We start from the raw sequence: 23,969 nt of genomic DNA, 5'->3' as shown, positions 1-23,969 counted from the left end.
CTCCCTCATCCGATACTCCCCTCCAGACTCACGCCGAGCAGCTTCTGCGCCTCGACCGCGAACTCCATCGGCAACTGCTTGAACACCTCCTTGCAGAAGCCGGACACGATCAGCGACACCGCGTCCTCGGCCGAAATCCCGCGGCTCTGGCAGTAGAAGAGCTGGTCCTCACCGATGCGCGAGGTCGAGGCCTCGTGCTCGACGCGCGCCGTCGGGTTCTTCACCTCGATGTAGGGGAAGGTGTGCGCCGCGCAACGGTCGCCGAGCAGCAGCGAGTCGCACTGGGTGTAGTTGCGCGCCCCCGCCGCACTCTTCGCGACCTTCACGAGACCGCGGTAGGCGTTGCTGCCATGCCCCGCCGAGATGCCCTTGGAGAGGATCGTGCTCCGCGTGTTGCGCCCCAGGTGGATCATCTTCGTACCGGTGTCCGCCTGCTGCCAGTGATTCGTCAGCGCCACCGAATGGAACTCGCCCACCGAGTTGTCGCCGCGCAGGATTACGCTCGGATACTTCCACGTGATCGCCGAACCGGTCTCCACCTGGGTCCACGAAATCTTCGAGTTCGCCTCGCGGCAGTCGCCGCGCTTGGTGACGAAGTTGTAGATGCCGCCCTTGCCCTCCTTGTCGCCCGGATACCAGTTCTGCACCGTCGAATACTTGATCTCTGCGCCTTCGCGCGCGATCAGCTCGACGACCGCGGCATGCAGCTGGTTCTCGTCGCGCATCGGCGCCGTGCAGCCTTCGAGGTAACTCACGTAGGCGCCGCGGTCGGCGATGATCAAGGTGCGCTCGAACTGCCCGGTGTTCTTTGCGTTGATGCGGAAGTAGGTCGACAGCTCCATCGGACAACGCACCCCCGGCGGGATGTAGCAGAACGACCCGTCGGAAAACACCGCCGAATTGAGCGTTGCAAAGAAGTTGTCCGTGTAGGGCACGACCGAGCCGAGATATTCCTGCACGAGGTCCGGATGATCGCGCACGGCCTCGGAAAACGAGCAGAACACGATGCCTAGCGAGGCGAGCTTGTCCTTGAAGGTCGTCGCCACCGACACGCTGTCGAACACCGCATCCACTGCGACGCCGGCCAGCAGCTCGCGCTCCTGCAACGGCACGCCGAGCTTCTCGTAGGTACGCAGCAGTTCCGGATCGACCTCGGCGAGGCTCTTCGGTCCGTCCCCCTTTCCGCGCGGCGCCGAATAATAGACGATGTCCTGGTAGTCGATCGGCGGATGATGCACTGTCGCCCAGTGCGGCTCGCTCATCGTGAGCCAGTGGCGGAACGCCTTCAGCCGCCACTCGAGCATGAAGGCCGGCTCCTGCTTCTTTGCCGAGATCAGGCGGATCACGTCCTCGGACAGGCCGCGCGGCACGGCGTCGGCGTCCAGCGGCGTGTAGAAGCCGTGGCGGTATTCCTGGCTGATCAGCTCGTCGAGCTGCACGGAGCCCTTGCCCATTCCGCGATCCTCCATGTCCGAAACACATGGCCATCCTCGGTTGGTGGACCCGGTCACCGGCGTTTCGTTCCGGGCCATTCCCACGCGATTGGCATGGTCTCTGCAACCCATGAACAAATAGCTCGCAATCTATCGCCCCATCCAGTCTAATTACGAGCGCAGCACCGGGAATCCGGAACGAATATCTGGATGCAGGAGAACCATTGCGATGCCCGCCATTCCTCCGCTCGAGCCGCAACAGCTGAGCACCCGCTGTCCCCCCGAGCTCCTGGACTTCGAAACCACCGAGAACCTGCCCGAACCCGACGAGATCTTCGGCCAGGAGCGCGCCGTTGACGCCGTGCGTCTCGCGCTGGAGATCGACGCTCCCGGCTACAACCTCTTCGTTCTCGGCGAACCCGGCGGCGGGCGCCACGCCGCGGTGCGCCGCCTGCTGGAAGCCCATGCCGCCACCCGGCCCTCGCCCGGCGACTGGATCTACATCAACAACTTCGCCGAACCGAACTATCCCCACGCGCTGCAGCTGCCGCCCGGACGCGGCGCCCAGTTCCGCGACGACATGCAGCAATTCGTCTCCGAACTCGGCCAGGCCATCGCTGCCGGCTTCGACAGCGACGAATACCGCGCGCGCATCGAATCGATCCAGGACGAATTCAAGCAGCGCGAGGAAAGCGCCCTGCGCGCGCTCGGCGACGAGGCAAGCGACAAAGGCGTCGCCTTCCTGCGCACCCCGCAGGGTTTCGCCTTCGTGCCGATGAAGGGTGAAGAGAGCCTGGACCCGGAAGCCTTCAACGCGCTGCCCGAGGAAGAGCGCGAACGCATCGGCAAGCTCATCGAAGGCCTGCGCGAAAAGCTGCACAAGTTGCTGCAGCAGTTCCCGCGCCAGCGCCGCGAAATGCAGGCGCGGATCCGCGACGCCAGCCGCGAGACGCTGGAGCTCGCGGTCGGCCACCTCATCGAGGAACTGAAGGAGCGCCACGCGGACCTGCCCGCGATCCAGACCTTCCTCGACAAGGTGCTGCGCGACGTCGTCGAAGTCGGCCAGGAATTGCGCGAACAGGCGGCGAAGAGCGATTCGTCCGGCCCGTCCGAGGGCGGCATCTCGGCACAGCGCTACCAGGTCAACCTGGTCGTCGATCAGGATGGACGGAAGACTGCACCGATCGTGTTCGAGGACCACCCGACCTTCCCCAACCTCGTCGGCCGCGTCGACCAGATCGCCCACATGGGCACCCTGGTTACCAATTTCACGCTGATCCGCGCCGGCGCCCTGCATCGCGCCAACGGCGGCTACCTGATCCTCGACGCCGAAAAAGTGCTGACCCAGGCCTACGCGTGGGAAGGCCTCAAGCGCTCGCTGAAGTCCGGCCAGGTGCGCATCGAGTCGCTCGCCCAGGTGTTCGGCTGGGTCGGCTCGCTGCCGCTCGAACCCGACCCCATCACGCTCTCCGTCAAGGTCGTCCTCGTCGGGCTGCGCCGCCACTACTACCTGCTGAAGGCCCTCGACCCGGAGTTCGACGAGCTCTTCAAGATCGGCGCCGACTTCGAGGACGTCGTCGAACGCACGCCCGACAACACCCGCCACTACCTGCGCAAGGCGGCTGCGCTCGCTCGCCAGCAGGGTCTGCTGCCGCTCGACCGCGACGCCGCCGGCCGCCTCGTCGAATACGCCTCGCGCCTCGCCGAAGACGCCGGCAAGCTGAGCACGCGCACACGCGAACTCGCCGACCTGCTGCGCGAATCCGACCACGTTGCACGCGCCGCCGGCCGACCTGCCATGCAGCGCCGCGACATCGAAGCCGCCCTGGCGGCCCGCATCGAACGCGCCGACCGCCTGCGCGACGCGGTGCACGACGCGGTCCTGCGCGACACTTTGCTGATCTCCACGACCGGCGCCGAAGTGGGCCAGATCAACGGCCTCGCGGTCATCGACCTCGGCGACTTCATGTTCGGCCGCCCCACGCGCATCACCGCGACGGCCCGCCTCGGAGATGGCGATGTCGTCGACATCGAGCGCAAGGCCGAGCTCGGCCGGGCCATCCACACCAAGGGCGTGATGATCCTGTCGGCCTGTCTCGCGTCGCGCTACGCGCAGAACCGGCCCCTGTCGCTGTCGGCCAGCCTCGTGTTCGAACAGTCCTACGGCCCGGTCGAAGGCGACAGCGCCTCGCTCGCCGAACTATGTGCGCTGCTCTCCGCATTGTCGGGCGTACCCATCCGCCAATCGCTCGCGATCACTGGCTCCATCAACCAGCACGGCAAAGTGCAGGCGATCGGCGGCGTGAACGAAAAGATCGAGGGCTTCTTCGATATCTGCAAGGCACGCGGACTCACCGGCGATCAGGGCGTCATCATCCCCGCATCCAACGTCAAGCACCTGATGCTGCGCGATGACGTCGTGCAGGCCGCCACCGAAGGACGCTTCCACGTCCATCCCGTCTCCACCGTCGACGAGGCGATCACCCTCCTCACCGGCATCACGGCCGGCGAAGCCGACGTCAAGGGCGCGTACCCCGAAGGCAGCGTGAACCAGCGCATCGAGGCCCGCATCACCGAACTCATCGCCCTGCGCAAGGAATTCGGCTCCGGCAAGCGCAGCGCGAAGGGCAACGGCAAGAGCACACGGATGCAGGAGCCCGATGGAGGTCTAAAGTAATAAGGCAAGAAGGAATCGGCCCGACAATGAACGACCGTTGGGGCGGAGCCCGTCGAAGCCCCGCGACTGCCCTGCGACGAGCTCCGGGCAAACGGGGGTGAATTGGACGCCGGCTTGATGATCGAAAGACCGGAGACGCACGATGGCACGCCCCGCCTCACCGATCACCCTGCAGCCCGGCGATGCGCTGATCATCGTCGACGTGCAGAACGATTTCCTCCCGGGCGGCAGCCTCGCCGTGCCTCGGGGAGATGAAGTGGTCGCGCCGCTCAACACCCTGATCGCACGCTGCACGCGGCTCCGACTGCCCGTCATCGCCACACGCGACTGGCACCCGCAGGACCACTGCTCATTCCATGCCCGCAGCGGTCCGTGGCCGCCACACTGCATCGCCGGCACCCCCGGCGCGGCCTTCGCGCCCGCGCTGGCCCTTCCGGAATCAGCCACCATCGTATCCAAGGCCGTCACGGCCGATGTCGACGCCTACTCGGGCTTCGGCGGCACCGACCTTCATGACAGGCTGCAGGCCGCAGGCGTGCGCCGCCTGTTCGTCGGCGGTCTCGCCACCGACTACTGCGTCCTCAACACCGTGCGCGACGGCCTCGCCAACGGCTACGCAGTGATCCTGCTCACCGACGCGATCCGCGCCGTCGACGTCACGCCCGGTGATGGCCAGCGCGCGATCGACGAAATGGCGCGGCTCGGCGCGCACCCGATCGCGTCCGTCGACATCAGGAATCCCGCATGACCCCGTCCGCCTCCGCGCTGCTCACCGACCTCTACCAGCTCACCATGCTGCAGGCCTATTTCGACGGCGGCATGACCCGGACCGCCTCGTTCGAGTTCTTTGTGCGGCGGCTTCCCGAACACCGCAACTTCCTCGTCGCGGCCGGCCTCGAGCAGGTACTCGACTACCTAGAGACCCTGCGCTTCACCGACGAGGAACTCGCCTGGCTGGCCGACTGCGGGCGCTTCCACCGCCGCTTCATCGACTGGCTCGGAAGCCTGCGCTTCACCGGCGATGTCGAAGCGATGCCCGAAGGCACGGTGTTCTTCGCCGACGAGCCCATCCTGCGCGTCACCGCACCGCTGCCGCAGGCCCAGCTCGTCGAGACGCGCATCATCAACCTGCTGCAGTTCCAGACCATGGTCGCCTCCAAGGCCGCGCGCTGCACCCTCGCCGCGCAAGGCCGGCTGCTGGTCGACTTCGGCCTGCGCCGCGCCCACGGCGCCGAAGCCGGCCTCCTCTCCGCGCGCGCCAGCCACCTCGCCGGCTTCGACGGCACCGCGACGGTCGCAGCCGGCATGAGATGGGGCATCCCGCTGTACGGCACGATGGCCCACTCCTTCATCCAGGCCCACGACGACGAAGCCGCCGCCTTCGAGCATTTCGCCCGCTCGCAACCCGCGGCGAACACGATGCTCATCGACACCTACGACACCGAATCGGCCGCACGCAAGCTCGCGGATCTCGCCACCCGCCTCGCCCCCGACGGCATCGCGATCCAGGCCGTGCGCATCGACAGCGGCGACCTCGCCGAGCATGCGCGCCGCGTGCGCGCGATCCTCGACGGCGAAGGCCTACCCGGCGTGCGCATCTTCGTCAGCGGCAACCTCGACGAGTTCGCCGTTCGCGACCTGCTCGCCAGCGGCGCGCCGATCGACGGCTTCGGTGTCGGCACGCGAATGAACACGTCAGCGGACCAGCCCTGGCTCGATTGCGCCTACAAACTGCAGGAATATGACGGCCAGCCGCGCCGCAAGCGCTCCGAAGGCAAGGCGACGTGGCCCGGCCGCAAGCAGGTTTACCGCCATCGCGACGCCGACGGCCGTATCTCCGACGACCTGCTCACGACAACGGACGATGGCGCGGACGGCGAACCCCTGCTCGTCCCCGTGATGCGCGGCGGCCGGCGCCTCTCGCCTTCCCCGCCGCTTGCCGCGGTGCGTGCCCACGCCGCCGCCAATCTTGCGGCGCTCCCGCCGCGCCTGCGCCAGATCGGCCCCGCCGAGGCACCGCGGGTCACCGTCTCCCCTGCACTGCACGAGCTTGCAGAAACCGTAGACCGCCGAGTGGACGCCGGCGCCCCCGCGCCGCGCTGACACCGGCATGCGACAGGAGAACGCCGACATGAGCCTGAAACTCGGATCCAGCGCATTCGCGCACGGCAACGCGATGCCCGCGACCTACACCTGCGAGGGCCGCAACGTGTCGCCCCCGCTCGCGTGGAGCGGAGTCCCTCCCGGCACGCAAAGCCTCGTGCTGATCGTCGACGACCCCGACGCCCCCGATCCCGCCGCGCCCAGGATGACCTGGGTGCATTGGGTGCTGTACAACATCCCCGCGACCGCCGAAGGCCTGCCCGAAGCCGTTACCGCGACGGCCCTGCCGCCCGGCACCCTCGAAGGCCTCAACGACTGGAAGCGCACCGGCTACGGCGGCCCCTGCCCGCCGATCGGGCGCCACCGCTACCTCCACAAGCTGTATGCGCTGGATACCGTCCTTCCCGACCTGGGACAACCGACCAAGGCACAACTGGAAACACAAATGCGCGGCCACGTGATCGCGCAGGCCGAACTCATTGGCACCTTCGCGCGTCACTAATGCATGAAGCCGTCCGCCCGCGCGGCCGGTCCCTGCAAACGAAGGAGGTGATTAGCATGAACCGAGGAAAGATCATCGCCATACTCCTGGCCCTTGCCGCCACCGTGCCGGCGACGACTGCGCTCGCGCAGGACTCCGCCCTGCACCAGGGCGAATTCGAGGGCGTGCCCTACCTCTCCGGCGGCGTGAGCCTTGAGGAACGCGAACAGCTGTTCTTCACGGCGGCCGACTACAACCTCAAGCTCGTCTTCGCGGAAAAAGGCGGTTCCTACCTGTCCGACACCGAAGTCGTCGTGACCCGGCGCGACGGGCGCAAGGTGCTCGAACTCATCGCGCAGGGGCCGTTCGTGTTCGCCCGCCTGCCCGCAGGCGATTACCGCGTCGCGGTCACCAACGCCGGGAAGCAGCAACTGCGCGACGCGAAACTTCCCGCCAAGGGGCAGCGGGAAGTCGCCTTCTACTGGTGAGGACGAACGCCCCCCGGCCGCCGGAAGTGCTCAGGAGGCGCGGCAGACCTCTTCGAGGACGCGGCGCACCCGCACCATCGCCTCCTGCAGCACCACCTCGATGCTGCTGAACTGGATCCCGGTCTCGCTCGCACCGCGGCCTGCAGCGAAGTTGGCGACCACGTTGATCGCCGCGTAAGGCAGGTTCAGCTCGCGCGCCAGCGCCGCCTCGGGCATGCCGGTCATGCCAACGAGATCGGCCCCGTCGCGCTCCATGCGATTGATCTCCGCCGCCGTCTCGAGGCGCGGCCCCTGGGTCGCGGCATACACGCCGCCGTCGTACATCGCCTCGCCCACCGCCGCGGCGGCCGCGAGGATGCGCTGGCGCAGCGGCTCGTCGTAGGGATGCGTGAAGTCGATGTGATGCACCGCCGACTCGCCGCCCTCGAAGAACGTGCTCTTGCGTCCCCATGTGTAGTCGATGATCTGGTTCGGCACCACCATCGCAGCCGGCCCGAACTCGGCGCGGATGCCGCCCACCGACGCGACCGACACGATCGCCGACACCTTCGCCTGCTTCAGCGCCCAGATATTCGCACGGTAGTTCACCTGGTGCGGCGGGATCGTGTGGCCGTATCCGTGACGCGCCAGGAACACCACCGGCTTTTCCGCCAGCTTGCCGAAGGTCAGCGCACCGGACGGCTCGCCGTAGGGCGTGCGCGCGACCTCGCGCCGGGTGATTTCGAGAGTGGAAAGCTGGGTGAGTCCGGTCCCGCCGATGATCGCGAGCATGAAGCCTGTCTCCTTGAAAAACGGCGCCGATTCTAGCATGCGGCCACGGCGCGCCCCGGCCCGCACGGCGACGACGGCACAGCCGCTACCCGCACGACATCGGCCCGGCCGCGGGCACGCCTCCGATCGCTCGACGACCCATGCTGCGATGCCACACCGCGTGCTAAAATTAAAAACTTTTCAAAGACTTCCGGTCCCACATGTCCCGCGCCATCCGCAACATCGCCATCATCGCCCACGTCGACCACGGCAAGACGACCCTCGTCGACCAGCTCCTGCGCCAATCCGGCACCTTCCGCGAGAACCAGCAGGTTTCCGAGCGGGTGATGGACTCCAACGATCTCGAGAAGGAGCGCGGGATCACCATTCTCGCCAAGAACTGCGCGATCCAGTACGGTGACACCCACATCAACATCGTCGACACCCCGGGACACGCCGACTTCGGCGGCGAAGTCGAGCGCGTCCTGTCGATGGTCGACGGCGTGCTGCTGCTCGTTGACGCCGTCGAAGGCCCGATGCCGCAGACCCGCTTCGTCACGCGCAAGGCACTCGCCCTGGGCCTCAAGCCCATCGTCGTGATCAACAAGATCGACCGTCCGGGCAGCCGTCCGGACTGGGTCATCAACCACACCTTCGATCTCTTCGACAAGCTCGGCGCCACCGAAGAGCAGCTCGACTTCCCGGTCGTGTACGCCTCGGCGCTGAACGGCTTCGCGATGCTCGACCCCGCCACGCCGGGCACGGACATGAAGCCGCTGTACGAAGCGATCCTGGAACATGTTCCGCAGCCCGAAGTCGACGCCGACGGCCCCCTGCAGCTGCAGATCTGCTCGCTCGACTACTCGACCTACATCGGCCAGCTCGGCATCGGCCGTATCAAGCGCGGCCGCATCCGTCCGAACCAGGAAGTCGTCGTCATGTACGGCGACGAGAACCGCGGCAAGGCCAAGATCGGCCAGGTGCTGACCTTCAAGGGCCTCGAGCGCAGCCAGGCCGAATCGGCCGAAGCCGGCGACATCGTGCTGGTCTCCGGCATCGATCAGGTCAACATCGGCGTCACGATCTGTGACCCGGACAGCCTCGACGGCCTGAAGCCGATCGCCGTCGACGAACCGACGCTGACGATGAACTTCATGGTCAACTCCTCGCCCCTCGCCGGGCGCGAAGGCAAGTTCGTCACCAGCCGCCAGATCCGCGAGCGCCTGGAGAAGGAACTGCTCAAGAACGTCGCGCTGCGCGTGAACTACACCAACGACTCCGACGTCTTCGAAGTCTCCGGCCGCGGCGAACTGCACCTCACCATCCTGCTGGAGAACATGCGCCGCGAAGGCTTCGAGATGGCCGTCGGTCGTCCGCGCGTCGTGTTCCGCGAGATCGACGGCGTGAAGTGCGAGCCGTACGAAATGCTGACCGTCGACGTCGAGGAAGAGCATCAGGGCGGCGTCATGGAAGAGCTCGGCCGCCGCCGCGGCGAACTGCAGGACATGCAGTCCGACGGCAAGGGCCGCACCCGTCTCGAATACCGTATCCCCGCCCGCGGCCTGATCGGTTTCCAGGGCGAGTTCCTGACGCTGACGCGCGGCACCGGCCTCGCCAGCCACGTGTTCGACGACTACGGCCCGATGGCCGGTGCGATGGGCGAGCGCCGCAACGGCGTGCTGATCTCGCAGGACGATGGCCAGGCCGTCGCCTACGCGCTGTGGAAGCTGCAGGACCGCGGCCGCATGTTCGTCACGCACAATGACCCGGTGTACGAAGGCATGATCATCGGTATCCACTCGCGCGACAACGACCTCGTCGTGAACCCGATCAAGGGCAAGCAGCTCACCAACGTGCGCGCCTCCGGCACCGACGAAGCCGTTCGCCTCGTCCCCGCGATCCAGCTCACGCTGGAATCCGCGATCGAGTTCATCGCCGACGACGAACTGGTCGAGATCACGCCGAAGTCGATCCGCCTGCGCAAGCGCTACCTCACCGAGAACGAGCGCAAGCGCGCCGCGAAGGCGGAAGCGATGTAACACGCGATCTCCCGGTCCTGGCCGGGAGGCAAAAAAAGGGCGCTGCGATGCAGCGCCTTTTTTGTTTCCGGGAGCCGGGGAAGCTCAGCCCCCCGCGCTCCCTCATTCGCGCTTACTTGCGCTCAGCCAGGTAGGCCGCGAAATCCGCACCGATCTCCGGATGGCGCAGGCCGAGCTCAACGGTCGCTTTCAGGTAGCCCAGCTTCGAGCCGCAGTCGTAGCGCACGCCCTGGAACTGGTAGGACAGCACCGCCTCTTCCTTCAACAGCGAGGCAATCGCGTCCGTGAGCTGCAGCTCGCCGCCCGCACCCGGCTTGATCGAGCGCAGGTGGTCGAAGATGTGCGGGGTGAGGATGTAACGGCCAACCACCGCCTGGGTCGTCGGCGCGTCCTCAGGCTTCGGCTTCTCGACGATGCCGGTCACGCGCTGCACGTTGCCCTGCTGGCTGTCGGTGCTGACGATACCGTACTGGCGCGTGTCCTCGCGCGGCACGTTCATCGTGCCCAGCACCGAGCAGCGGTGGTAGTTATACACCCCCACCATCTGCTGCATGATCGGCTCGGCCCCGTGATTGTCCAGCAGATCGTCCGCAAGGATCACGGCGAAAGCCTCGTCGCCGACCACCGGCGCCGCGCACAGCACCGCATGGCCGAGGCCGAGCGCCTCGGACTGGCGGATGTACACGCAGTTCACCCCCTTCGGCACCGTCTTCTTGACGATCTCCAGCAGCTCCTTCTTGCCGCGCGCCTCGAGTTCGGTTTCGAGCTCGTAGGCCTTGTCGAAGTGGTCCTCGATGGAGCGCTTGGTACGGCCGGTGATGAAGATCATGTCGGTGATGCCCGCCGCAACCGCTTCCTCGACCGCGTACTGGATCAGCGGTTTGTCCACGATCGGCAGCATTTCCTTCGGACTGGCCTTGGTAGCCGGCAGGAAGCGCGTGCCCATGCCGGCGACCGGGAATACCGCCTTGGTGACCTTTTTCATTGGATGACTCTCCCTCGTTTCGTCTTTTGCATCAGCCCGGCGTCTGGTCCGTGCCATATCTTCAACCTTGTTCCAGCAGGTGCCGCAATCCGTCCTCGTCGAGGATCGCCACGCCCAGCTCTTCCGCCTTCGCGAGCTTGGATCCGGCTTCCGCACCCGCGACCACGTAATCCGTCTTCTTCGATACCGAGCCGCTGACCTTGCCGCCGTGCGCCTCGATCAGGGCCTTGGCCTCGTCGCGGCTCATCGTCGGCAGCGTGCCGGTCAGCACGAACACCTTGCCGCTCGCGCTGCCCGCGACCGGAGCCGCCGGCTCGCCCTCTTCCCACTTCACGCCCGCCGCACGCAACTGCTCGATCACCTCGCGGTTGTGCGCCTCGGCAAAGAAACCCGCGATGCTCTGCGCGACCACCGGCCCCACATCGGGCACCGCCAGCAGGCTCTCCGGCGTCGCATCCATCAGCGCGTCGAGCGAGCCGAAATGTCGCGCCAGATCCTTCGCCGTCGCCTCGCCGACATTGCGGATGCCGAGCGCGAAGATGAACCGCGCGAGCGTCGTGTGCCGGCTCTTCTCGATCGCCGCAAGCAGGTTGGCCGCCGACTTCTCGGCCATGCGCTGCAGGTTCGCCAAGGCCAGCACGCCCAGCTTGTACAGGTCGGCCGGCGTCTTGACGATGCCCGCCTCGACGAGCTGGTCGACCAGCTTGTCGCCCAGCCCCTCGATGTCCATCGCGCGCCGCCCGGCGAAATGCAGCAGGGCCTGCTTGCGCTGCGCGGGACAGAACAGCCCGCCCGTGCAGCGCGCCACCACCTCGTCCTCGGCCTTCTCGACATGCGACGCGCACACCGGGCAGCGCGTCGGCATCACGAAAGGCCGCTCGCTGCCGGTACGCCGCTCGACCACCGGCCCGACGACCTCCGGTATAACGTCGCCGGCCCGCCGCACGATGACGTGATCGCCGATCAGCACGCCCTTGCGCAGGATTTCCTCTTCGTTGTGCAGGGTCGCGTTGGTCACCGTGACCCCGCCGACGAACACCGGCTTGAGCCGCGCGACCGGCGTCAGCGCGCCGGTACGGCCGACCTGCACCTCGATGCCGAGGAGCTCGGTGATCTCTTCCTGCGCCGGGTACTTGTGCGCCACCGCCCAGCGCGGCTCGCGCGTGACGAAGCCCAGTTCGCGCTGCAGCTCGAAGCGGTTGACCTTGTACACGACCCCGTCGATGTCGTAAGGCAGGCTGTCGCGCAGCGCCGCGATGCGGTCGTGGAATTCGCACAGCCCCTCGACGCCTGCGGCGACGACGCGGTGCTCGCACACCGGCAGGCCGAATCCCGCGAAGGCGTCGAGCAGTTCCGCCTGCGTGGCCGGCAGCGTCCAGTCGCCGGTCTCGCCCAGCCCATAGGCGTAGAAGGACAAGGGGCGCTTCGCGGCGATGCGCGGGTCGAGCTGACGCACGGCGCCGGCCGCGGTATTGCGCGGATTGATGAACAGCTTGTCGCCGGCCTGTTCCTGACGCGCATTCAACCGTTCGAAATCGTCGCGGCGCATGTAGATCTCGCCGCGCACCTCCAGCAGCGCGGGCGGCTTGCCCGACAGGCGCAGGGGAATCTGGCGGATCGTGCGCACATTGTGCGTCACGTCCTCGCCCGTCTCGCCGTCGCCGCGCGTCGCCGCACGCACCAGAACGCCCTGTTCATAGCGCAGGCTGATCGCCAGCCCGTCGAACTTCAGTTCGCCGAGGTACTCCACCGGCCCGTCGGCAGGACCGAGTCCCAGCGCGTTGCGCACACGGGAGTCGAAGGCGATCACGCCGCCGTTCGTGGTATCGGTTTCGGTGCGGATCGACAGCATCGGCACCGCATGCCGCACCGGCGCAAGCTCCGGCATCGGTGCGCCCCCGACCCGCTGCGTCGGTGAATCGGGCGTGGCCAGTTCGGGAAACTCGCGCTCGAGCGCTTCTAGTTCGCGGAACAGGCGATCGTATTCCGCGTCCGGAACGGTCGGCGCGTCGAGGACGTAGTACGCGTAATTGTGGGCTTCGAGTTCGCGCCGCAACTGCGCGGCGCGCTCGAACTCCTGGGCCGAAGCGATCATCAGGCCGAGAACAGGCGCTGCGCCAGCGGGCCGCCCGCCGGCACGTCCCCGCTCGCCATCTGTGCCTGGAAATGCTGGATCTGGCCGCGGATCAGCGTCGCCGCCTCGGCACCGAACGGGGCACGATTGTCGTCCACGACGGTCCCCTGCAGGGCGTCGGCCATCTGCATGGCCTGGCGCATCATGCGCTCGAACGCGAACACGCCATTCGGCACGCGCGGGACGTCGATCACCAGCGTGAGGCCGTTGGTGGCAAGGTCGCGCATCTCTTCGGCTGCAAACAGCGCCGGCTCCATGTTGCTCAGCGTGTACAGGGTATTGCCCTCCTCGTCACGCGCATGGAAGGAGCCGTCCGGACCCAGCGTCATGCCGTGCGACTCCGCCAGCGCCCGGATCTTGGTGCCGACAAAGGGCTGCCCGTTGCTCACCACGTTGATGCCGATCTGCACATCCACGTTGGCACAGAACTTGTCCAGCTCGGCTGCATTGCGCAGCGCCTCGCCACGCGCCGGCAAGTCGGCCGGCACCGCCAGGAACTGTTCGGCCACGCGCTGCATGCCGCCGGAGAAATGCAGGAAATCGTTTTCGCTGATCGGCCCGCTGCGGTCGACCGTCTGCATTGCCGCGCAGAACCAATGGAAGGCTCCTGCCGTATGCGCGTCGAGCGATCGCCACAGATTCGCCGCATCATCGAAGGCGAACCAGCGCACGGGCTTGGAGATGCCCATCAGCTGCTCGCTCTGTGCGGCCCACAGGCGCGGCGCGTCCAAGGGCTCGATCGCCTCGATGCGGATCACGCAGTCGATGCGCTGATCGACCGCATCCGGAACGCCCGGCGTCACCTTGCGCACAGCGGGGTCGCGCACGGCCGCAGCCGCACGGCGGGTCTCCGGTTCCGCCTCGCCCATTGAGGGCTCCAGGCGCTCGGCGGGAACCTCGTCCGCGGCGCCGTCGCCGGGCTCCAGCAGCACGTCGCGATGATCCGACCGGAAGGCCTGCTCGGCCTCGCGTCGATGCTTGCGTTCCTGCCACTTGTTGTACGCGACGATCCCGACGACCGAAGCCACCCCCAGCGCCGCCAACCCGATCTGCAATTCGTTATCCATCTTCCTTCCCGTTGTCGGTCCCGCCGCTGCGCGCGCCGGACCTCGCAATTCCCTGGGCTTCGCAATGAAACCTTGCCGCCGCGTCCCCGTTGCGGGCCCCGGCGCTACTCATCTTCAGGCTGCTGCCGGCTCCGCCAGGCGCAGCGCCTCTTCCATATCCACTTCCACCACGCGCGAGACACCTTGTTCCTGCATCGTCACGCCCACGAGCTGCTGCGCGATCTCCATCGTGATCTTGCTGTGGCTGATGAAGACGAACTGCGTCTGCGATGACATGCGCTTCACCATCTGGCAATAGCGCTCGGTATTCGTATCGTCCAGCGGCGCATCGACCTCGTCAAGCATGCAGAAGGGCGCGGGATTCAACTGGAACATCGAGAACACCAGCGCGATCGCCGTCAGCGCCTTCTCGCCACCCGACAACAGGTGAATGGAACTGTTCTTCTTCCCGGGCGGCTGGGCGACGATCTGGATGCCCGCATCGAGGATCTCGTCGCCCGTCAGCACCAGCCGCGCCTGTCCGCCGCCAAAGAGCTGCGGGAACAGCGTGCCGAAATGCTGCGTCACGGTATTGTAGGTGTCCTGCAGCTGTTCGCGCGTCTCGCGGTCGATGCGCCGGATCGCGTCCTCCAGCGTTCCGATCGCCTGCATCAGGTCATCGAACTGCGCGTCGAGATACCCCTTGCGCTCCTGCGCGCTGCGCAGCTCGTCCAGCGCCGCGAGGTTCACCTGGCCCAGCTCCGCGATCTCGCGCGCAAGCCGTCCGACTTCCCGCACCAGCGAGCCCTCGCGCAGATCCGGTACGAGCAGCGGCTGCAGCGCCGCCTCGTCGGCCTGGGCCTCCACGAGCCGCTCGTCGAACTGCGCCGCCGCGAGCTCCGCCGCCTGCACGGCGAGGCGCAGTTCGGCCACCCGTCCGCGCGCCGGCGCTGCCTCCTGCTCGGTGCGCAGGCGCAGCTCCTCGGTCTGCTTCAGCCGCATCGCCGCCATCTCCAGCGCATCGCGGCGCGCCGCCAGCGCCGCCTCGCGCCGCGCCCGCAGTTCGAGCGCCTCCTGCAGCGCATCTCGGCTGCGGCCGCTGTCGGTCGCCTCGAGCTCGTGTCGGCGTGCCTCGACCTCCACGGCGATCCGTCCGAGCTGCTCGCCGGCCAGTTGCAGGTTGCGCGCGATATCCTCGAGCTTGCCCGCGCACTCGCGCTCGGAGAAGCGCGCCTCCTGCAGTTCGCGTGCAAGCGCCTGCTCGAGTGAGCGTGTTTCGCGCAATACGTTGTCGCGCTCGGTCAGCACCTCCAGCGCGCCGTCAAGGCGCTCGCGCTGCAGCTCGGCCAACTCCTCTGCGCGTGCCTGCTCCATCTCCGCTCGGGCGAGGTGCTCGCGTTCGGTGGACTCGAGATGGACGATGTCCTCGAGGTCGCGCGCGAGCTGCGCCCGCCGCTCCTCGGCACGCTGCCGTGCCTGCGTGAGCTTCAGGAGCTCGACCTGCTCGGCATGCACCTGCTGCTGCGCCGCCTGCAGCTCGCGCCGCAAGGCGTTGCCGCGTTCCTGCAGCTCGGCCGCGACGCCCTCCGCCGCGGTCAACGCGTCGTGGGCGACATGGGCCTCCGTCTCCAACGCCAGCTGCTGCTCCGCAAGACCGTCGATCTCGCGCTGGCGCTCCATCACGCCATGCGTGCGACTGTCGGGCGCGTAATGCACTAGCGCATGCCGCGTGAGGATCTGGCCGCGCGGCCCGACGAGGCACTGGTCGGCGGCGAGCTCGCCGCGCCGCTCGACCCAGGGCTCCAGCACGTCGGTCGCCAGGCAGCTGCGCAGCCAGTCGGCGACGATCGGCCGCAGCCCCGCGTCGACGAAGGATATCCTGTCCATCAGCGCGAACGTTCCGGGCAACGGCGTCCCCTCGGCAGCCTGCTCCACCCCGTCGCCGAAGGCCAGCGCGAAGGATCCCGGCGGCGCATCGTCGAACATCGCGCGCGCCGCGTCGCTCACGTCGCCGGTCAGCGCCGCCAGGCGCTCGCGCAGCACGGCCTCGACGGCCATCTCCCAGCCCGGCTCGACCCGCAGGTCACGCCACAGCGGCGGCAGCTCGCTCAGCTTGTGGCGCTTCAACCAGTCGCCGAGCTGCCCCTGCGACTGCACCTTGGCCTGCAGCTGCACCAGCGCATCGCGCCGCGCCCGCAGTTCGGTAAGACGCCGCTGCACCTGCCGCTCATGCTCGAGCGCGGCCTTCAGCGCGGCCTGCGCCTCCGGAAGCCGCATCTGCACCGCGCCGAGCTCTTCCTGCTGGCGTTCCAGTTCCTCACGCAGACCTTCGAGACGCGCCTCCTGTCGCTCGACCACGGCCTCGTCCGGCCCCTCGATGCCGCCCGATTCGCCCGCGAGACGCCCGCGGCGCAGGTTAAGCGCGTCGAGCGCACGCACGGCGCTCGCGCGCTTGGCCTCCTCGACGCGCAGCTGCTGCTCAGTCTGCGCGAGCTCGCGCCGCGCCGCCGCGACGGTCGTATCGGCAGCCTGGCGCGCGGCCTCCGCCTCGGGCAGGCGCTCGGCGAGCTCGGCATGTCGCGCCTCGGCCTGCTCGGCGCGCATCGCCGCGTTGTCGATCAGCCCGGTCCAGCGCTCGCGCTCGGCCGTCAGCGCCGCCTGGCGTTCGTGCCAGTGCATCTCGTCGGTGGAGAGCTGGGCGAGGCGCGCCTCGAGCCGCTTGCGCGCATCGTCGAGATGGCGCAGTTCAGCCTCCAGCCGCGTCACCTCCGCCGACACGGCAAAGAGGTCCGTCTGAGCGGCATGGGTGGCTTCCGACGCCTCGAAGTGCCCCGCACGCGCCTCCTCGACGGCGTTCTCGAGTTCCTGCAGACGGGCGCTATCCGCCTCCATCTTGGACGACAGCTGGTTGAGCTCGCCCTCCAGCCGCGCCTGCTCGGCGCGCGCCTCGTTGCGCTTGAGCAGCCACAGCAGTTGCTGGCGCTGCGTGTGCGCCGCGCTCAGGTCGCGGTAGCGTGCGGCGATCTCCGCCTGCACTTCCAGGTGGCCGATACGCTCGCCCAGCTCCATGCGGATGTCTTCGAGACGGGCGAGGTTGTCGCGCGCGTCGGACAGACGTCCTTCGGTCTCGCGACGACGCTCACGGTACTTCGTGACCCCCGCGGCCTCCTCGAGGAAGCCGCGCACCTCCTCGGGGCGTGCCTCGATGATGCGCGAGATCATGCCCTGTTCGATGATCGCGTAGGCGCGCGGACCGAGCCCGGTGCCGAGGAAGAGGTCGATGACGTCCTTGCGCCGGACCTGGACGTTGTTGAGGAAGTAGGTCGACTCGCCGCTACGGTCGAGCACGCGCTTGACCGAGATTTCCGCATAGCGCGACCACTGCCCCGCCGCGCGCCCTTCTGCATTGTCGAACACCAGCTCGACGCTCGCGCGCGAGACCGGCTTGCGCGTCGTCGAGCCGTTGAAGATCACGTCCTGCATCGACTCGCCGCGCAGCGCGCTGGCGCGCGTCTCGCCCAGCACCCAGCGCACCGCATCGATGATGTTCGACTTGCCGCAACCATTCGGCCCCACCACGCCGACGAGATTGCCGGGGGTAAGCACGGTGGTCGGATCGACAAAGGTCTTGAAACCGGCGAGTTTGAGCTTGGAGAGACGCACTTCGGGACGGAGCCGGATCGAATCGGGACTGGAGTTGTGGCGCTAGCGGGCCGGCCGGGGCCGGCGAAAGCGCGTCATGATACCATCGCGCGCTCGATGCCCTTGCGTTCAAGCACAGGCGCATGCCCCTCGAAACAAGCCGAAACAGTCCGCCGTGAATCCGAATCTCGACCGTCTCCAGCCCTATCCCTTCGAAAAACTGCGCGCGCTGATGGACGGCGTCGTTCCCCCGGCCGACCTGAAGCTGATCCGCCTGTCGATCGGCGAACCGCAGCACCCGACTCCGCCCTTCATCATGCAGGCCCTCACGGACAACCTGCAGGGGCTCGCGAACTACCCCGCGACGATAGGCGGCGACCCGCTGCGCGTAGCGATCGCCGGCTGGCTGGAGCGCCGCTTCGGCCTGCCGAAAGTCGATCCGGCGACCCAGGTGCTGCCGGTCAACGGCTCACGCGAGGCGCTGTTCGCCTTCGCCCAGGCGGTGATCGACGGCAGGCGCCCCGGCGCCAAGGTGCTGAGCCCGAACCCCTTCTACCAGATCTACGAAGGCGCGGCCCTGCTCGCGGGTGCCGAACCGGTGTTCCTCAACAACCTGCCCGAGAACGGCTTCGGCTCGGATTTCGACAGCGTTCCCGAATCGGTCTGGCGCGACATCCAGCTCGTATTCGTCTGCTCGCCAGGTAATCCGACCGGGCGCATGCTCTCGCAGGCCGAATGGGCGCGCCTGTTCGAGCTGTCGGACCGCTACGGTTTCGTGATTGCGGCCGACGAGTGTTATTCGGAAATCTACTTCGACGACGATGCGCCGCCGGTCGGTGCGCTGCAGGCCGCGCATGCGCTCGGACGCACGGACTTCCGCAACCTCGTGATGTTCTCCAGCCTGTCGAAACGCTCCAACGTGCCGGGCATGCGCTCGGGCTTCGTCGCGGGCGATGCGAAGGTGCTGAAAGGCTTCCTGCGCTACCGCACCTACCACGGCTGCGCGATGAGCCTGCCCATCCAGGCCGCGTCGGTCGCCGCGTGGAACGACGAGGCACACGTGGTCGAGAACCGCCGCCTGTACCGCGAGAAGTTCGACCGCGCGATGCCGATCATCGCGAAACACCTCAAGGTGCAGAAGCCCGATGCCGGCTTCTACCTGTGGGCGCAGACGCCCATCCCCGACACCGAGTTCGCCCGCCGCCTGCAGGCTGCATATAATGTGACGGTTCTGCCGGGCAGCTTCCTTGCCCGGGAATCGAACGGCGTCAATCCGGGCGCCGGGTTCGTGCGCATCGCCCTCGTGGCCGAAACGGCCGAATGTGTCGAGGCTGCGGAGCGCATCGCCGCCTTCTGCCAAACTCTTTGAAATACAAACGGAAACCCCCCATGCAAGACCTGCAAAAAGTCATCGACGAAGCCTTCGAGAACCGCGCCAGCCTCTCGCCCTCCTCGGCCCCCGCCACCGTCCGCGACGCCGTTGCCACCGTCATCGACGGGCTGGACAGCGGCAAGCTGCGCGTCGCCGAGAAGATCGACGGCAACTGGACCGTCAACCAGTGGATCAAGAAGGCCGTACTGATCTCCTTCCGCCTGCGCGACAACGAGCTGCAGTCGGCCGGCGCGCTGAATTTCTTCGACAAGGTCCCGACCAAGTTCGGCGACTACACCCCCGAGCAGTTCCGCGAAGGCGGCTTCCGCGTCGTGCCGCCCGCCGTCGCGCGCAAGGGCAGCTACATCGGCAAGAACGTGGTGCTGATGCCTTCCTACGTGAACATCGGCGCCTACGTGGATGAAGGCACGATGGTCGATACCTGGGCCACCGTCGGCTCCTGCGCCCAGATCGGCAAGAACGTGCACCTGTCGGGCGGCGTAGGCATCGGCGGCGTGCTCGAGCCCGTGCAGGCCGGCCCCGTCATCATCGAGGACAACGTCTTCGTCGGCGCCCGCTCGGAAGTGGTCGAAGGCGTGATCATCGAGGAAAACGCCGTGCTGTCGATGGGCGTGTACATCGGCCAGAGCACCAAGATCTACGACCGCCAGACCGGCGAGGTCACCTACGGCCGCGTGCCGTCCGGCGCCGTCGTCGTGCCGGGCAGCCTGCCCTCGGCCGACGGCAAGTACAGCCTGTACTGCGCCGTGATCGTCAAGCGCGTCGACGCCCAGACCCGCGCCAAGACCGGCATCAACGAACTGCTGCGCGGCGCCTGATCGCGCTTTCCGGGGCGGCCGTGCGAGGCCGCCCCGACACCGAAGTCCGCCCAACCTTGCCCAGGAGAATCTCCGGATGATTTTCGACAAGCTGTTCCAACTGATGGCGGAAAAGCTCGCTTCGGACATCTTCATCTCGGCCGGAGCCCCGATCCACATCAAGATCCAGGGCATCACGATGCCGATCAACCAGCAGGTCATGGACCCCTCCATGATCAAGCGGATGATCTACGAGATGATGACCCCGGAGCAGATCGAGACCTTCGAGCGCGAGAAGGAGCTCAACCTCTCCTTTGGGCGGCGCGACTTCGGCAACTTCCGGGTCAACGTATTCTGGCAGCGCCACAGCATCGGCATCGTGGTGCGCTACATCCAGGGCGAGATCCCCTCGCTGGAGTCACTGGGCCTTCCGCCCGTGCTGTCCGAGGTCGTCACCGAGAAGCGCGGCCTGATCCTCGTCGTCGGCGCGACCGGCTCCGGCAAATCGACCACGCTCGCGTCGATGATCGACCACCGCAACCGCAACCGCTCGGGCCACATCCTCACGGTCGAGGATCCGATCGAGTACCTCTTCAAGCACCGAAAGTCGATCGTCAACCAGCGCGAAGTCGGCATCGACACCCTCGGCTGGCACGAGGCGCTACGCAACGCCATGCGCCAGGCGCCCGACTGCATCCTGATCGGCGAGATCCGCGACCGCGAAACCATGCAGGCGGCGCTCGCGTACTCGCAGACCGGCCACCTGTGCCTGGCGACACTGCACGCGAACAACGCCTACCATGCGCTAAACCGCATCGTTAACTTCTTCCCGCTCGAAAACCGCTCGCTGCTGTACCTCGACCTCGCGGTCGCGCTGAAGTGCATCATCTCCCAGCGTCTCGTGCGCAAGCCCGACGGCATGCGCATTCCGGCGGTCGAAATCCTCATGAACACGCGCCACGTCGCAGAACTGGTGGAGCGTGGCGAGCTCAACGAAGTCAAGGAAGCGATGCAGCAGAGCCTCGCGCCGGGGTCGCAGACCTTCGAACAGGACCTGCACCGGCTCTACCGCGACGGCATCATCAGCTTCGAGGAGGCGCTCGCGAACGCCGACTCCCCGACCAACCTCGCATGGCTGATCAACAACGCACAGATCAATGCCGCGCCGGCTGCGGACGGCGCCGAAGCGCCGCCTTCGGTCGACTTCGAACCGCAGAACAAGAATGCCGACGGCGCCTCGTTCAGCGAATTCGCGCTGCACCTGGACGACGGTCCGGCACACTGAGCGCCCCTGGCGCCCCCAACCCCGAACCCGGGGCGGCCCCGCCGCCCGATGGCTATGACGAACTCTTCCCCGAACGCCACGTTCGCGCTCACCTGCGAACTCATTTCCCGTCCATCGGTGACGCCCGAAGACAGCGGCTGCCTGGACCTCATCGCCACACGGCTCGCCCCGCTCGGCTTCCGCTGCGAGCGCATCGACACCGGTGGCGTGTCCAACCTGTGGGCGCGCCGCGGCGACACCGGCCCGGTGCTGTGCCTCGCCGGCCACACCGACGTCGTTCCTACCGGTCCGCTCGAGTCCTGGACTTCGCATCCCTTCCAGCCGACCGTGCGTGACGGCCACCTCTACGGCCGCGGCGCCGCCGACATGAAGACCTCGCTGGCCGCCTTCGTGACCGCCATCGAACGCTTCGTCGCCGCCCACCCCGACCACCAGGGCTCGATCGCGCTGCTGCTGACCTCGGACGAGGAAGGCATCGCCACTCACGGCACCGTCAAGGTCGTCGAGGCCCTCGCGGCCCGCGGCGAGACTCTCGACTACTGCATCGTCGGCGAGCCCACCTCGGTGAAGACACTCGGCGACATGATCAAGAACGGCCGCCGCGGCTCACTCTCCGGCACGCTGCGCGTCAAGGGCGTGCAAGGCCACGTCGCCTACCCGCAGCTCGCGCGCAACCCGATCCACGAGTTCGCGCCGGCGCTCGCCGAGCTCGCTGCGACACGCTGGGACGAGGGCAACGAATTCTTCCCGCCGACGACTTGGCAGGTGTCCAACATCCATGCCGGCACGGGCGCGAACAACGTGATTCCGGGCGAGTGCGAAGTGCTGTTCAACTTCCGCTTCGCCTCCGTCAGCACCGCCGACGAGCTCAAGCAGCGCACCCACGCCGTGCTCGACCGCCACGGCCTCGACTACACGCTGGACTGGCACCTCTCCGGCAAGCCCTTCCTGACCGGCCGCGGCAAACTCGTCGAGGCCATCGGCGGCGCGATCCGCGAAACCGTGGGCGTAGACACCGAACTATCCACCAGCGGCGGCACCTCCGACGGGCGTTTCATCGCCGACATCTGCAAGGAAGTCGTCGAGTTCGGCCCTGTCAACGCCACCATCCACAAGCTCGACGAGCGCGTCGCCGTCGACGCGATCGAACCGCTTTCCCTGATCTACGAACGTACCCTGCGCGCCCTCCTCGCGCGCTGACGAGACCGAGCATGAGCGAACACTGCGAACACTGTGACAATGGCGAAGAACACGTGCACGAACACGAGAGCGGCCCGCTCGCCGAACTCGTGACCCTGCGCGACTGGCTGCGCTACGCCGTCACCCGCTTCAACCGGGCCGGCCTGTTCTTCGGCCACGGCTGCAACGACGCCTACGACGAGGCCGTGTGGCTGCTGCTGCACACCCTGTCGCTGCCGCTCGACCGGCTGGAACCCTTCCTCGACGCCTGCATCACCGCCGAGGAACGCGAAGCCCTGTTCGCGGTCATCGAACGCCGCGCCGAGGAGCGCGTCCCCGCGGCCTACCTCACCGGCGAGGCATGGCTGGGCGATTTCCGCTTCCATGTCGACGAGCGCGTGATCGTGCCTCGTTCCTTCTTCGCCGAGATGCTTGAAAACGGCTTCGCGCCCTGGGTGGAGGATGCCGAGCAGGTCACCAGCGCGCTCGACCTATGCACCGGCTCGGGCTGCCTGGCGATCCTGATGGCACACGCCTTCCCGAATGCCGAGGTGGTCGGCGCCGACCTGTCCGACGACGCCCTCGAGGTCGCCCACCTCAACGTCGCCGAATACGGCCTCGAAGAGCAGGTCGAGCTCGTGAAGAGCGACGTCTTCGACGGGCTTGCGGGACGCCGTTTCGATCTAATCATCAGCAATCCGCCGTATGTGACCGCCGATTCGATGGAGACGCTGCCGGCCGAATACCTGCACGAGCCGCGCATGGCACTGGCGGCGGGCGAGGACGGGCTCGACGTGGTACGCCGCATCCTCGCCGAAGGCCGCACTCACCTCAATCCGGGTGGCGTGCTCGCCGTCGAAGTGGGGCATAATCGTCATATCGTGGAAGCGGCATTCCCCGACCTGCCCTTCGTGTGGCTGTCGTCCAGCGGCGGTGACGACATGGTCTTCCTGCTGCGCGCGGAGGAACTGCCGGAAACCCCGGCGTAACACCTGCGGGCGGCGGCCCGCTGTGCCGCTGCCACGACTCGTCCGGACTGCGGAGGTGGCGGCATGGCTGGCAGCAGTTACGTCCTGCTGGTTGAAGGAGACCCGGCGCACGAAGCCCGGATCCTCGCTGCGCTGCGCGAAGGTGGATTCGGCAACCGCGTCGTCGTCGCGCGCGACGGCATCGAGGCCCTCGCCTTCCTCTCCGCCGCAGACGACTACCCGGCACCCAGGCCGGCGAGCCAGCCGGCGGTCGTGCTGCTCGATCCCGACCTTCCCCGGATCGACGGCCTGGAGGTGCTGCGCCGCATCCGCGCCGAGGTCAGGACCTCGCTCCTGCCCGTCGTGATGTTCGCAAGCGCCTGCACGCCGGAAGACATCCGCGAAGCCTACCGCCTCGGCGCCAACAGCTACGTGAGGAAGCCCCGCGACGAACGGGAATTCGAGCGCGCCAGCGCGCTCATCGCCCGTTACTGGCTGGGCCTGAACGAGCAGCCGGACGAGGCGATCCGCTTCTGAGGCAGCCCAGCGGCGCGCGGCAGAATCCTTGC

The 23,969-nt window shown here is 67.4% G+C and carries 18 protein-coding genes; 12 read left to right on the top strand and 6 right to left on the bottom strand.

Annotation, left to right across the window (positions count from 1 at the left end; translation table 11 throughout):
* Positions 1–5: 5 nt before the first annotated feature.
* Positions 6–1,454: a Fe-S cluster assembly protein SufB gene (gene sufB, locus U5817_RS07495; RefSeq protein WP_169132189.1), complete on the bottom strand. Its 1,449-nt coding sequence runs from the start codon at positions 1,452–1,454 to the stop codon at positions 6–8.
* A 208-nt stretch (positions 1,455–1,662) separates the two neighbouring features.
* Here sufB and U5817_RS07490 point away from each other — a divergent pair, with 208 nt between their 5' ends.
* The 5 genes from U5817_RS07490 to U5817_RS07470 all read left to right on the top strand — a co-directional run bounded on the left by U5817_RS07490 (position 1,663) and on the right by U5817_RS07470 (position 7,182).
* Positions 1,663–4,110: a Lon protease family protein gene (locus U5817_RS07490; RefSeq protein WP_407280226.1), complete on the top strand. Its 2,448-nt coding sequence runs from the start codon at positions 1,663–1,665 to the stop codon at positions 4,108–4,110.
* A 142-nt stretch (positions 4,111–4,252) separates the two neighbouring features.
* Entirely contained in the window at positions 4,253–4,858 is a 606-nt protein-coding gene (locus U5817_RS07485; protein WP_407280225.1) for an isochorismatase family protein, read from the top strand.
* Positions 4,855–6,213, top strand: a complete 1,359-nt coding sequence (locus tag U5817_RS07480) for a nicotinate phosphoribosyltransferase (RefSeq protein WP_407280224.1) — start codon at positions 4,855–4,857, stop codon at positions 6,211–6,213. The genes U5817_RS07485 and U5817_RS07480 overlap by 4 nt, the downstream gene beginning before the upstream one ends.
* A gap of 28 nt (positions 6,214–6,241) precedes the next feature.
* Positions 6,242–6,715 carry a YbhB/YbcL family Raf kinase inhibitor-like protein gene (locus tag U5817_RS07475; protein WP_407280223.1) on the top strand — a complete coding sequence of 158 codons (474 nt, stop codon included), beginning with the start codon at positions 6,242–6,244 and terminating at the stop codon, positions 6,713–6,715.
* 56 nt (positions 6,716–6,771) lie between these two features.
* On the top strand, positions 6,772–7,182 hold the full coding sequence (locus U5817_RS07470; RefSeq protein ID WP_169132184.1) for a carboxypeptidase regulatory-like domain-containing protein: 411 nt from the start codon (positions 6,772–6,774) through the stop codon (positions 7,180–7,182).
* A gap of 30 nt (positions 7,183–7,212) precedes the next feature.
* On the opposite strand, the gene U5817_RS07465 is transcribed toward U5817_RS07470, so the two are convergent.
* Positions 7,213–7,953, bottom strand: coding sequence for an S-methyl-5'-thioinosine phosphorylase (locus tag U5817_RS07465; RefSeq protein ID WP_169132183.1), 741 nt, complete (start codon positions 7,951–7,953; stop codon positions 7,213–7,215).
* Between the two features lie 200 nt (positions 7,954–8,153).
* Between U5817_RS07465 and typA the strand changes: the two genes are divergently transcribed.
* A complete protein-coding gene (gene typA / locus U5817_RS07460; protein WP_169132182.1) occupies positions 8,154–9,971 on the top strand; it encodes a translational GTPase TypA in 1,818 nt (605 codons plus the stop codon).
* A gap of 112 nt (positions 9,972–10,083) precedes the next feature.
* Here typA and galU read toward each other — a convergent pair whose 3' ends face one another.
* The 4 genes from galU to smc form a co-directional block, all read right to left on the bottom strand.
* Entirely contained in the window at positions 10,084–10,956 is an 873-nt protein-coding gene (gene galU, locus U5817_RS07455; protein ID WP_169132181.1) for a UTP--glucose-1-phosphate uridylyltransferase GalU, read from the bottom strand.
* 61 nt (positions 10,957–11,017) lie between these two features.
* Positions 11,018–13,051 (bottom strand): NAD-dependent DNA ligase LigA, encoded by a 2,034-nt coding sequence (ligA, locus tag U5817_RS07450; protein WP_407280221.1) that lies wholly within the window; start codon positions 13,049–13,051, stop codon positions 11,018–11,020.
* Positions 13,051–14,157, bottom strand: coding sequence for a cell division protein ZipA C-terminal FtsZ-binding domain-containing protein (locus U5817_RS07445; RefSeq protein ID WP_407280219.1), 1,107 nt, complete (start codon positions 14,155–14,157; stop codon positions 13,051–13,053). Before U5817_RS07445 ends, ligA begins: the two co-directional genes overlap by 1 nt.
* A 114-nt stretch (positions 14,158–14,271) precedes the next feature.
* The gene (gene smc, locus U5817_RS07440; protein WP_407280218.1) at positions 14,272–17,799 is read right to left on the bottom strand and encodes a chromosome segregation protein SMC; all 3,528 of its coding nucleotides are present in this window, start codon (positions 17,797–17,799) and stop codon (positions 14,272–14,274) included.
* A 154-nt stretch (positions 17,800–17,953) separates the two neighbouring features.
* Between smc and dapC the strand changes: the two genes are divergently transcribed.
* From dapC to U5817_RS07410, 6 genes are all read left to right on the top strand, one after another.
* Positions 17,954–19,147, top strand: a complete 1,194-nt coding sequence (dapC, locus tag U5817_RS07435; protein WP_407280217.1) for a succinyldiaminopimelate transaminase — start codon at positions 17,954–17,956, stop codon at positions 19,145–19,147.
* Between the two features lie 20 nt (positions 19,148–19,167).
* The gene (gene dapD, locus U5817_RS07430; protein WP_169132177.1) at positions 19,168–19,989 is read left to right on the top strand and encodes a 2,3,4,5-tetrahydropyridine-2,6-dicarboxylate N-succinyltransferase; all 822 of its coding nucleotides are present in this window, start codon (positions 19,168–19,170) and stop codon (positions 19,987–19,989) included.
* 76 nt (positions 19,990–20,065) lie between these two features.
* On the top strand, positions 20,066–21,253 hold the full coding sequence (locus U5817_RS07425; protein ID WP_169132176.1) for a PilT/PilU family type 4a pilus ATPase: 1,188 nt from the start codon (positions 20,066–20,068) through the stop codon (positions 21,251–21,253).
* Positions 21,254–21,307: 54 nt separating this feature from the next.
* Complete coding sequence (gene dapE / locus U5817_RS07420) at positions 21,308–22,453, top strand: succinyl-diaminopimelate desuccinylase (RefSeq protein WP_407280216.1); 1,146 nt, start codon at positions 21,308–21,310, stop codon at positions 22,451–22,453.
* Between the two features lie 11 nt (positions 22,454–22,464).
* A complete protein-coding gene (prmB, locus tag U5817_RS07415; RefSeq protein ID WP_169132647.1) occupies positions 22,465–23,421 on the top strand; it encodes a 50S ribosomal protein L3 N(5)-glutamine methyltransferase in 957 nt (318 codons plus the stop codon).
* A 63-nt stretch (positions 23,422–23,484) separates the two neighbouring features.
* Positions 23,485–23,937 (top strand): response regulator, encoded by a 453-nt coding sequence (locus tag U5817_RS07410; RefSeq protein ID WP_407280215.1) that lies wholly within the window; start codon positions 23,485–23,487, stop codon positions 23,935–23,937.
* The last annotated feature ends 32 nt before the right edge of the window (positions 23,938–23,969 follow it).

Source organism: Aromatoleum evansii, from assembly GCF_045689615.1.
GTDB lineage: Bacteria > Pseudomonadota > Gammaproteobacteria > Burkholderiales > Rhodocyclaceae > Aromatoleum > Aromatoleum evansii.
The sequence above is the reverse complement of the archived record's forward strand: the minus strand, read 5'-3'. Positions and strand labels throughout refer to the sequence as shown.

What these genes read in the sequence shown, in the direction of transcription:
- sufB (WP_169132189.1), bottom strand. Translation starts at nt 1,454, where the DNA reads ATGGGCAAGGGCTCCGTGCAGCTCGACGAGCTGATCAGCCAGGAATAC.
- U5817_RS07490 (WP_407280226.1), top strand. Translation starts at nt 1,663, where the DNA reads ATGCCCGCCATTCCTCCGCTCGAGCCGCAACAGCTGAGCACCCGCTGT.
- U5817_RS07485 (WP_407280225.1), top strand. Translation starts at nt 4,253, where the DNA reads ATGGCACGCCCCGCCTCACCGATCACCCTGCAGCCCGGCGATGCGCTG.
- U5817_RS07480 (WP_407280224.1), top strand. Translation starts at nt 4,855, where the DNA reads ATGACCCCGTCCGCCTCCGCGCTGCTCACCGACCTCTACCAGCTCACC.
- U5817_RS07475 (WP_407280223.1), top strand. Translation starts at nt 6,242, where the DNA reads ATGAGCCTGAAACTCGGATCCAGCGCATTCGCGCACGGCAACGCGATG.
- U5817_RS07470 (WP_169132184.1), top strand. Translation starts at nt 6,772, where the DNA reads ATGAACCGAGGAAAGATCATCGCCATACTCCTGGCCCTTGCCGCCACC.
- U5817_RS07465 (WP_169132183.1), bottom strand. Translation starts at nt 7,953, where the DNA reads ATGCTCGCGATCATCGGCGGGACCGGACTCACCCAGCTTTCCACTCTC.
- typA (WP_169132182.1), top strand. Translation starts at nt 8,154, where the DNA reads ATGTCCCGCGCCATCCGCAACATCGCCATCATCGCCCACGTCGACCAC.
- galU (WP_169132181.1), bottom strand. Translation starts at nt 10,956, where the DNA reads ATGAAAAAGGTCACCAAGGCGGTATTCCCGGTCGCCGGCATGGGCACG.
- ligA (WP_407280221.1), bottom strand. Translation starts at nt 13,051, where the DNA reads ATGATCGCTTCGGCCCAGGAGTTCGAGCGCGCCGCGCAGTTGCGGCGC.
- U5817_RS07445 (WP_407280219.1), bottom strand. Translation starts at nt 14,157, where the DNA reads ATGGATAACGAATTGCAGATCGGGTTGGCGGCGCTGGGGGTGGCTTCG.
- dapD (WP_169132177.1), top strand. Translation starts at nt 19,168, where the DNA reads ATGCAAGACCTGCAAAAAGTCATCGACGAAGCCTTCGAGAACCGCGCC.
- U5817_RS07425 (WP_169132176.1), top strand. Translation starts at nt 20,066, where the DNA reads ATGATTTTCGACAAGCTGTTCCAACTGATGGCGGAAAAGCTCGCTTCG.
- dapE (WP_407280216.1), top strand. Translation starts at nt 21,308, where the DNA reads ATGACGAACTCTTCCCCGAACGCCACGTTCGCGCTCACCTGCGAACTC.
- prmB (WP_169132647.1), top strand. Translation starts at nt 22,465, where the DNA reads ATGAGCGAACACTGCGAACACTGTGACAATGGCGAAGAACACGTGCAC.
- U5817_RS07410 (WP_407280215.1), top strand. Translation starts at nt 23,485, where the DNA reads ATGGCTGGCAGCAGTTACGTCCTGCTGGTTGAAGGAGACCCGGCGCAC.